This window comes from Burkholderia sp. HI2714 (assembly GCF_002223085.1).
In the GTDB taxonomy this organism is placed as follows: Bacteria; Pseudomonadota; Gammaproteobacteria; order Burkholderiales; family Burkholderiaceae; genus Burkholderia; species Burkholderia lata_D.
Genome location: NZ_NKFM01000080.1, coordinates 1 through 9,313, shown reverse-complemented (window position 1 = coordinate 9,313; position 9,313 = coordinate 1). Strand labels below are relative to the sequence as shown.

The following is a 9,313-nucleotide window of genomic DNA, read 5'->3' as shown; positions in this document are numbered from 1 at the left end:
GAACTGATCGCGCACGGTACGGTGCCAGCGCTCGAGCTTACCCTTGCTCGTGGGTTGGTACGGCTGGCAGTGCACGAGCCGGATGCCGAGGTCCGCGCAGATGGTCTGCAGGGTCGCGGCGCGATAGGCCGCGCCGTTGTCGACGACGATCATGCGCGGGATGCCCCGGCGCAGCAGGGCTTGCTTGAGCACGCCCTCAATCTCCAGGGCCGTCTCGGAAAGGCAAAACGCACTGTGCGCGACCAGGCGGGAGGCGTCATCCATGAGCGAGACGAGATAGGTCTTGCGGCGCGCCCCGCCGAACGAGAACGTCGGACCATGCATCACATCGCCATACCAGATGGAGCCGGCATACTCGGCCACGAAGCTGCGCTTCTCGTCGCGCACGACGGCGGGGCCGGTGATATGAGAAAGACCGTTTGCCTTGAGCAGGCGGTGTACGGCGCAGCGCGAGAGCGTACCGCGCGCCACGACGCCGGCGGCTTCGAGCAGCAGCGGATCTGGCGTACAGAGCGTTGCGGGTTCTCGCGTTTGGCGGCCAGCACGGCGGCCTGTACGGACTCGGGCAGCTTCGAGCGGCCGGTGTCGGCCCGGGGCCGGCTGGCCAGGCCTGAGACGCCGTCGCGACGCCAGGCGTAGTACCACGTCTGCAAGGTGCGCTCGCTGATATGGCGCCGGCGTGTGCCGGGGATCGCGTACTCCTGACGGGCGAGCTGACGCAGCAGCTGCAGCAGCTCGCCGCGTTCGAGCCGCTCGCGGCTCACGATGGGGCCGAGCACGGACAGCCGGAACAGGGCCATGGGATCGATGTCGTGCATGAAGTCTCCGTTGAAGTTGAAGGAGACGTCATGAAACGCCGGATGCCGGGCCGGCGGCAGTGGGCAGACTGTGGTAAGCGACTCGGCCCGACCGTTTCCCGATGCTGATTTTGCTGGCGCATGATAGTCGCGTTTAGATTGACGGAGACGGTCAGCTATGCCGAATGCAGCGCGCCCGGCCCATCGCACGTATGCGCGGGAATTCAAACAGCAAGTGATCAGGGAAACGTTGGAACCAGGCATGTCGGTGTCGATCGTCGCGCGGCGGCACGACATCAACGCCAACGTCGTGTTCGGGTGGCGCAAGCAATATCGGGAAGGCAAGCTGGAACTGCCGGGACTCGAAGCTGCGCCGTCGGCCATGACAGGCACGGAGTTGCTGAGCGTTGACGTGATCGATTCGGTGTTGATGCTGCCAGCGCCGCAGCCTACGGGAAACGCGACGTCGAAGGTGACAAGCGGCGTACCGACGCCGACGCCCGTGTGCGAGATCGAGGTGGAGATCGGCAAGCGGCGCGTGAAGATTCGCGGCCTGTCTGCTGAGCGGGCCGAAGCGTTCCTGCAGGAATGCCTGAAGTGATCACATTGCCGGCCGGCACCCGCATCTGGCTTGCTGCGGGCGTCACGGACATGCGCTGCGGCTTCCAGGGGCTTGCCACGAAGGTACAGGCGACGCTCGAGGAGAATCCGTTGTGCGGCCATGTGTTCATCTTCCGCGGACGTCGAGGCGATCTCGTGAAGCTGCTTTGGGCCACCGACGACGGGCTCTGGCTGCTGTCGAAGCGATTGGAACGCGGCCGCTTCATCTGGCCGCAAGCCGATGGCGGCAAGATCTCGCTCACGGTCGCGCAGTTGTCGATGCTTCTCGAAGGCATCGATTGGCGGCAGCCCCGCCGTACGGCACCTCTGTCGATGCTGTAGGTGTTGTAAACCGCTCGGGAGGCTCGTAAACTCCGGCACATGCCGAATCTCGACGATCTGCCTGACGATGTCGCTGCACTGAAGGCCATGCTGGCTGAGGCTCGCGCGTCGGCCATCGAACGGGAACTCGAGATCGAACAGCTGCGCCGCGACATCGCCGCAAGCGATCTCGAGATCACACGGTTGAAGCTCCTGATCGACAAGCTCAAGCGAATGCACTTCGGCCGCAAGTCGGAACAACTTGCCCGAGAGATCGAGAAGCTTGAGCTCCGGCTTGAGGATCTGGCCGCAGGCAGCGGTGTCGCCGACGTTCAGCACACAAAGGTCCGACGAGAAAGGTCCACGACTAGCAGCGATCCGGCCGTACGTGAGCCGCTGCCACCACACCTTACGCGAGAAGATCGCGTGCTCAAACCGGATTCGATCTGCCCCAAGTGTGAAGGTGCTATGCAGTGCCTCGGCGAGGACGTCTCGGAACAGCTCGCCCGTGTTGCGGCGATGTTCAAGGTGATCCGCACGATCCGGCACAAGACGGTCTGTCCGGCCTGCGGCCACATCGCGCAGCCACCGATGCCGGGACTGCCGATCGAGCGCAGTATCGCGCATCCGAGCTTGCTTGCCGACATTCTGGTGTCGAAGTACGCAGATCATGCGCCGCTGTACCGACAATCGGAAATTGCGGCGCGCGACGGGGTGACGCTTGACCGCGCCAGCATGGGTCGCTGGGTCGGACAGTGTGAGGCGCTCTGCCGCCCGCTGACCGACGCGCTGCGCCGGTATACGATGGCGGGCACGAAGTTGCACGCGGACGACACGCCGATCCCCGTGCTCGCGCCAGGCAACAAGAAGACGAAGACCGGGCGACTCTGGGTGTACGTGCGCGACGACAGCCGTTCGGGCTCGACGGAGCCGGCTGCGGTGTGGTTCGCGTACTCGTGCGATCGCAAAGGCATCCATCCTCAGACGCATCTCGCCGGATTCGAAGGCATCCTGCAAGCCGATGCCTACGGCGGCTTCGACGAGTTGTACGTAAGTGGCAAGATCCGCGAGGCTGCTTGTTGGGACCACGCGCGGAGAAAGTACTACGAGATCCACGCGAGCACACCGACGGACGAGACCCAGAAACTGCTCGAGATGATCGGCGAGTTCTACGGCATTGAAACCGACATCCGCGGCAAGCCGCCCGATGAACGGCAGCGCGTGCGGCGTGAGAAAAGCAAGCCGCTGCTGGACGCCTTCGAAACGAGAATCCGGGCCAAGCTCGCGACGCTGTCGCGCAAGTCGGAGCTGGCCGGCGCGATCCAGTACTCGCTGAATCACTGGACTGCGCTGACGCTGTTCTGCGAGGATGGGCAAGCCGAGATCAGCAACGCGTTGGCAGAAAACGCCCTGCGTTGCGTGAGCCTCGGGAGAAAGAACTTCCTGTTCGCTGGTTCCGACAGCGGGGGTGAGCGGGCCGCCGCGATGTACAGCTTGATTGGGACGTGCAAACTCAATGGCATCAACCCGCGCGCCTATCTGGAATACGTCTTGACCCACATCGCTGATCACGTCATCACCCGCGTCGACGAACTGCTGCCTTGGAATGTGGTCGACAAGCTGACGTCGGTCAGCTCGCATGGCACTGCCTGACTGCTTCATAGATCCAGATAGATCGTGCCCATGATCCACGATCGTGGGCACGATCTCACGTGATCCTCACGGAACTCCCCAAGCTCTCACATCATGCCCCATGCGCGCGCGAATATGGAACTGGTCGCGCCGAGCCGCTTACCCCTAAGATGGACGGCCACTAAAAGAATAATGTCTCAAAATCTCTCTCTTTCTGGGTCACCGCGGTGGCTGCCCCCAGAGTTGCCACTATTCAGCGTCCGTCGTGCTCTACGCCCCCCCAACCGAAACCCTCTTTCCCCTCGACCGCAACGTCCTCTCATTCATAAAGGAGTCAATTCGCGGCGGGGTCCCGCCGGATGCGCAGAAGCTAAGCGCTTTCGAGAAGCTGCGCTCACTCGATCTACTGCAGCACGTGCTCACCCGCTTCTTTCCATTATGGGAGGGGAAAAAGGGCGAGAAGAGGGGATCGACGAACCGGCAGCGTTAGCGTGCCCTGAGAAGGGGAAAGTCCTTTTTGAAGGCGCAAATCGATTCGCAATACCTTAGCCGGTTTCGGATGGACTTCGTCAAATTTCTCGCATGCATGAAAGAGAGCCAGTGGGATGACAGAGCTGCTTTTTACCCCTAAGCTGGCCGCCCAGTAAAAGCAAAGGTCGCCAAAGTGGGGGGCCTGCAGTAGAGACGAGGCCGGCGGATCTGGTTTCAAGATTCCTGCTTACACCAGACGACCCAATCTTTGGGCTTTCCCTTGCATGCCTATACGGTCGCGATAGCGCGAAGAAGTTTATTGGACCCAGCAGGCCGGTGATCGGCTAGCGGTCCGCTACTTCACGCTAGATAAGGGGTTAGAGGATGTGCTTTCGAGTGTACGAATTGTGGATGGTCGGCTCACGAGGGCTGGCCAACTGCGCCTGAAGATCCGCTATTTGACGGGATTTCTTCCGGATCTCGGAATGTCCGAGATCACGGCTCTGTTCGAGTGCTTAACTGGTGAACCGGGAGCGACGAGATTCGGGCGGGCGCCCCAGAATCGAGATCAAGTCAATAGCAATGCTGGCGAGTGTCCCAAGTTGGGACACATCATCCGATTTCACTCCCGCATTGCCTCCACACAGAGAGGCACGTCATGCGTGTCCCAAGTTGGGACAAAAAAAGCCCGCAGCAAGCGGGCTCCTTTCGCAAATAAAAACATCACTCCGTTGGCGCAAACAGCTGCGAGATCAGAGCTCGAATCTGCTGTTCCTTCTCCTCGCTCAGCATCCCTGTCTTGATCTTTACAGTGAAGCTTCCGGCGTCCTTGGTAATCGATCCTGCTTGGTATCTACCAGCGAATATCTTTTCAATCTTCCTGTCGCTAACCGAACTCGAGTTGCCGTCACTTTCGATCGCATCCTTGATCGCCTTAGCAATCTTTGTCTGGTCGAGATCTCCGGCCACAACTTGAGACCAAAGATCTCTCGCGATGTCGAATGCGCGCTCTTCCTTATTCCGCAACACTCCGACGATCTGTTCCGCCGCAGTTGCCCCAAGCAGCCGCGGCTGGATATCCAGATCCCGAACCACGAAATCCGGCAAGTCAGCGAACGACAGGAAGCGATAGAGCTCAGATCGGGATATTCCCAGCGCCTCCGCCATCCGCTTGCGATTCGGAAACTCCTTTTCTGTTTCTCGGATTGAGCGAGCGATCTCGTAGTCGGCCAAGTCTTCACGGACTACGTTCTCAGCCAACGCAAGCAACGCCATATCCTGATCGGAGATGTCGATAATTTCAGCCTTGATCAACTCCTTCCCGATCATCTTGTGCGCGCGCCAACGCCGCTCGCCTGCGACGATTTGGTAACCAGACTCAACCTGGCGAACGACAATCGGCTCAATTAAACCGATCTCCCGGATCGATTCCGCGAGCTCCGTCAGCTTCACCTCATTGAAAACTCGGCGCGGTTGCCACGGGTTTGGGATCATTTCGCCAATGTGCAATCCCCGTGAGCTCGCGCTCTTCTCAAGTGCCAGGATTCGCGCCTGCGCATTGGCGAGCGCTACCGTCATACCCGGAGCCGTTCGCGGAACGCTCGGCCTCGCCGGCTGCGTCTCGAGCTCAATATCTTTGGCGGCACTCAATCCCGCCGTTTTACTCATCATTCGCTCACGAAACTTGCTCATGCCTCGGCCCTCCAGCGTGCCACGGATTGGTCATCAATCCACTTGCAGTGGTCCATCAAAGGTTGCTTTACGCGAGCTAAGGTTTTGGCAACCCCGTCTGAACGCGATAGGTCGAAGACCGTGGAGAGGGCCAGCGCCCCGTTGCTCATTACCGAGCTCGCCGGAATCTCCGTCGCCGACAGCCAATCGCCGTAAGCACGCTGAGCCCAGACGCGCACGGCCGGTGCTGACGACATCGTGCCGTAGTCAACCTTCGAAAGCAGAACCGAAATGAAGTCATAGGTCTTGTCGAGCTCATGCTCGACGAAGCCCGCGGCGATTTCCGAAAACAGCGACCAGAACGAAACCGATGAGATGAAGTCGAGGCTCTCCGGTACCAACGGCATAACCATTGCATCCGCCGCCATCAGACCATTCAGCGTCAAATACGACAATGAAGGCGCAGTATCGAGAATGATGTAGTCGTACTCTGCACGGAGTGGCTCAATGCCTCGACGCAATACCGACCAGAATTCGTATTCCGGATTTTCCTTCTGAGCCGTGGGCAGGTGGAATTCCGCATCATGGAGATAATTGTGAGCTGGAATGACGTCGACGCCATCCCAGTATGTCGACTGGACTTTCGACGCCAGTCCACCTTCGATGCTCGGGTCATAGATGAAGGGGAGCACTGTGTCCTCCCACGTCACATCCTTCTCAGCGTAGAGTCCGCACAGCTCCGAAAGGGAGGCTTGTGGATCCAGATCGATGACGAGAACACGCCGGCCGCGCAAGCTGAGTGCTTGCGCCTCACACATTGTGATTGTTGTTTTCGTTGAGCCACCCTTGAAGTTCGCAGTGATCAACACACGGCCGCGATGGTTGCCCTGGCCGGTGACCAGCGCGGTCTGATAAATGTTGGAAGCCTTCTGCACCCACGTCCGTGCTTCTGCAAGAGTGAAGATGCGAGCTCGACCCGATCCGTGCGCTTCGCCAGGCGGCAATTCGCCACCATCCTTCGTCGCCATGTAGTTGATCTTCTGCCGATCGAGCCCGCACATCTCGCTCAGCTCCCCGATCGTAAAAACCGGTGGATTCTTTCGCGGGCGCGGAGCCAGGATGTCCTCGCGAAGCTCATCGGTCATCACTGACAATCGCTTTGCGAACTCGCCGAGCTGAGATAGCTTCACCTGCCGCTCAACAGCCGGCAACTCACTCATTTTCATTGGACGCTTCCTCTCGAATTCAACGGTGAGGTGTCTTTTCCACACCCGATGTAAATTTCTACGGTTCTGCAGTTTTTCGTCATAAACCGTAGAGTACCCGTCTGACCGAAGAATGGCTATGAAATTCGTATCATCATCCAAGTTTCTGTGAAAATCCTCGGCTATTTCGGGCAATTTCCGCCTCTTTGTGGTCTACCGAGTCGGGAAATGGCGTTAAGGTGAGATGAATTGTGTGAATCCCAAGCAACATGCGACCACGAACCTAGTGGACGAGACCACAAAAGACCTCACCTTTAAGTAGCCGTGCGGGCGCCGATCCTTCAGCGACAAGATGATTTCACAATCCACTTCACCATCAAATCCTACCTACAGGCTCCCGGATCGCGAGGGATTCAATGTCGCAGAAGCATCCTGGAACTAGAGTCGATCGCTTAACACGGCAGGGCGCTACTGGTCCGCTCGGAATCTCTGGGTTTCCGGTTTGTCAGTTGTTGTAAAAAAGAAAACTAACCAACCACTAACAGATCAGACACTATCTTTATAAATCAATGACTTCCAGCAGCAAGGTGAGACGTTGTGTGTTCAAGGCGCTGTGGATTGAGATGCATGGTGAGGAAAAATCCACAGAATGGTGAGAGGAATTGGCGGCAAAGGTGAGGTTTTTGGGCACGAGGGTGAGGCAAATGGGCAAGAAGGTGAGGTGATATGTGACTGCTCTCTATTAAGGTGAGGTCCGGTGTGTTGACAGTTCACTTTGAGCCCAGTACCTTACGGTCCAATATGACGAATGTAGGTCGAGGGCGGTGGACGGTATGGCAGAAAGAGGGCAGATGGCAACGTCCCAGCAGTTAGCGCTGGCACTGTTTGATGACGCGTCGTCAGAAGGGCTGCCGGTCGACAGCGCCCGGTCAGACATTGGCTTTTCGCGCAACAACGTGCTCATTCGGATTGTCGACCTTGGCGTGGCCGCGCGACGCTTGATTGATGCCGCCTATTTCATTGTCGCCTACGACGACCGGCCCCGCGACCTTTACGACGTGGAACTCGAGTATTTCAAATGGCTGATGCGTTACTCCAGCCGTAACAACACCCATCTCGAGCAGGTAATCACTGAAGCGCAAAAGGCTCTCATTCAGGCGACGGCGCCGGTCGAGGCGGATGGTGAACGTCCCTTCGGGTCAACACAACTGATCGGTCGGATCTCCTACCAGGGTGGCCGCTTCCAGTTTCGTGTCCCACCAGACCTGATTGGAATCATCCGCGGGAAAGGTAAGTCGCACTGGCTAAGCCTCCGGATTACTTCGATGTTCACCCTGTCCTATGCCCGCGTGATGTACGACCATCTGCTTCCGCACGCGGACGAGGGATTGACTGAATGGATCACGCTTGACGAACTCCGAGGATGGCAGGGTGAGATGGGCGCAAACGCGCAGGTGTTCAAGTACTTCAAGCGCGATTGGCTTGAGCCGGCAGTGCAGCAGATCAACGAGGTCTCGGACATCGCCCTTTCATATGAAACGCGGAATTTGCCGGGCTCGCGCAAAATCGGCAGTCTGCGATTCCGAATTGCACGCAAGGACCTTGCGGAGCGAGTGTTGCATACGCACGAACAAGCCAAGGTGATCTACCAGACCCTGAAACAGGAATTTGGTTTGTCGACCGCGCAGTTCAATCAGATTGTGGGTGATCGGGATAGCTACACCGATGAACGGCTGGAGCAAGCAATCGACCGTACCCGTTTCAGTCTGAAAATGGGCAAGGTGACGAAAAGCCCGGCCGGCTTTTTCATGAAGGCTCTCAAAGAGGGTTGGACTGTATCCGACGCAGAGCGGGAGATGGTCCAGGTCCAGCAATCCCTCATCGAACGGGAACAGCAAGAGACCGAAGCAAAGGCTCAAGCACAAAACAGGATGGCGTTGCAGGCCGCCGCGCAGGAAGTGAGCGCACAAGAGCGGATGGGCGACGAGGTGCGGCAGGGATGGGAAGCCTACGAGGAAGCTGCACACGAGCAAAGAGATGAGTGGCGTCGGAATTACAAGCGCTCGCCGGCCGCGAAATTGACGATGCGCCGCCTTAGTATCGATCCGATGGCTGACATGAACGATGCGTCACTGTCGGACCATGAGGCCCTGCGAACGGCGTTTTCCCTCTATGTTTTCATGCAAACGAAGGCAGCTAGAACAAAAGTGGCATGAGTGGTCGTGCCGGAGAGGGGCTTTGTTCGGAAGGGGGTGGTTGCGCGGCAGCGTGAGGTCGAGTAGAAAGGGCAATTGATCTATGCCTCGTGAACGTTCATTGCCATACAAAGCCAGCCTGAAATCCGGAGCGCCGCGCAAACGCCCGAAACCGACGTATCGGGTCGCGAACGCCCGCGCCTACAATCAGAGCCTGAAGCGGCGAGGCCAGCTCAGCCTCTACTGCCCGGAGGGCGACCTGAAGGCGCTGTTCATCAACACCCAGCCGTATGGGCCGGGTGTGTCCGGGCGTGCCCCAACCTACACGAACGCCTACATCGAGCTGATCTATACGTTTTACCGGTTGTTTCGTTGGGCGATGCGTCAGATCACCGGCTTCATGGAAGAGTACTGGCGGCTG

At 58.5% G+C, this 9,313-nt stretch carries 6 protein-coding genes and 2 pseudogenes; 5 read left to right on the top strand and 3 right to left on the bottom strand.

What is annotated here, in order from left to right:
* Positions 1-818 (bottom strand): annotated as a pseudogene (locus CFB82_RS44725) (DDE-type integrase/transposase/recombinase); the annotation flags it as partial.
* Positions 819-975: 157 nt separating this feature from the next.
* Between CFB82_RS44725 and CFB82_RS44355 the strand changes: the two are divergent.
* From CFB82_RS44355 to tnpC, 3 genes are read left to right on the top strand one after another with little or no spacing between them, the layout of a single operon-like run.
* On the top strand, positions 976-1,398 hold the full coding sequence (locus tag CFB82_RS44355) for a transposase (RefSeq protein WP_072445483.1): 423 nt from the start codon (positions 976-978) through the stop codon (positions 1,396-1,398).
* Complete coding sequence (gene tnpB, locus CFB82_RS40325) at positions 1,395-1,739, top strand: IS66 family insertion sequence element accessory protein TnpB (protein ID WP_027813734.1); 345 nt, start codon at positions 1,395-1,397, stop codon at positions 1,737-1,739. Before CFB82_RS44355 ends, tnpB begins: the two co-directional genes overlap by 4 nt.
* Before the next feature lie 39 nt (positions 1,740-1,778).
* Complete coding sequence (gene tnpC, locus CFB82_RS40320; protein ID WP_089487798.1) at positions 1,779-3,371, top strand: IS66 family transposase; 1,593 nt, start codon at positions 1,779-1,781, stop codon at positions 3,369-3,371.
* 1,173 nt (positions 3,372-4,544) lie between these two features.
* Here tnpC and CFB82_RS40315 read toward each other — a convergent pair.
* Together CFB82_RS40315 and CFB82_RS40310 are read right to left on the bottom strand one after the other, a co-directional pair.
* Positions 4,545-5,513 carry a ParB/RepB/Spo0J family partition protein gene (locus tag CFB82_RS40315; protein WP_089487797.1) on the bottom strand — a complete coding sequence of 323 codons (969 nt, stop codon included), beginning with the start codon at positions 5,511-5,513 and terminating at the stop codon, positions 4,545-4,547.
* Positions 5,510-6,718, bottom strand: a complete 1,209-nt coding sequence (locus tag CFB82_RS40310) for a ParA family protein (protein ID WP_089487796.1) — start codon at positions 6,716-6,718, stop codon at positions 5,510-5,512. Before CFB82_RS40310 ends, CFB82_RS40315 begins: the two co-directional genes overlap by 4 nt.
* Before the next feature lie 812 nt (positions 6,719-7,530).
* Here CFB82_RS40310 and CFB82_RS40305 point away from each other — a divergent pair.
* Both CFB82_RS40305 and CFB82_RS40300 read left to right on the top strand, forming a co-directional pair.
* On the top strand, positions 7,531-8,913 hold the full coding sequence (locus CFB82_RS40305) for a replication initiation protein (protein ID WP_089487795.1): 1,383 nt from the start codon (positions 7,531-7,533) through the stop codon (positions 8,911-8,913).
* A gap of 82 nt (positions 8,914-8,995) precedes the next feature.
* Positions 8,996-9,313, top strand: a pseudogene (locus CFB82_RS40300) (hypothetical protein); the annotation flags it as partial.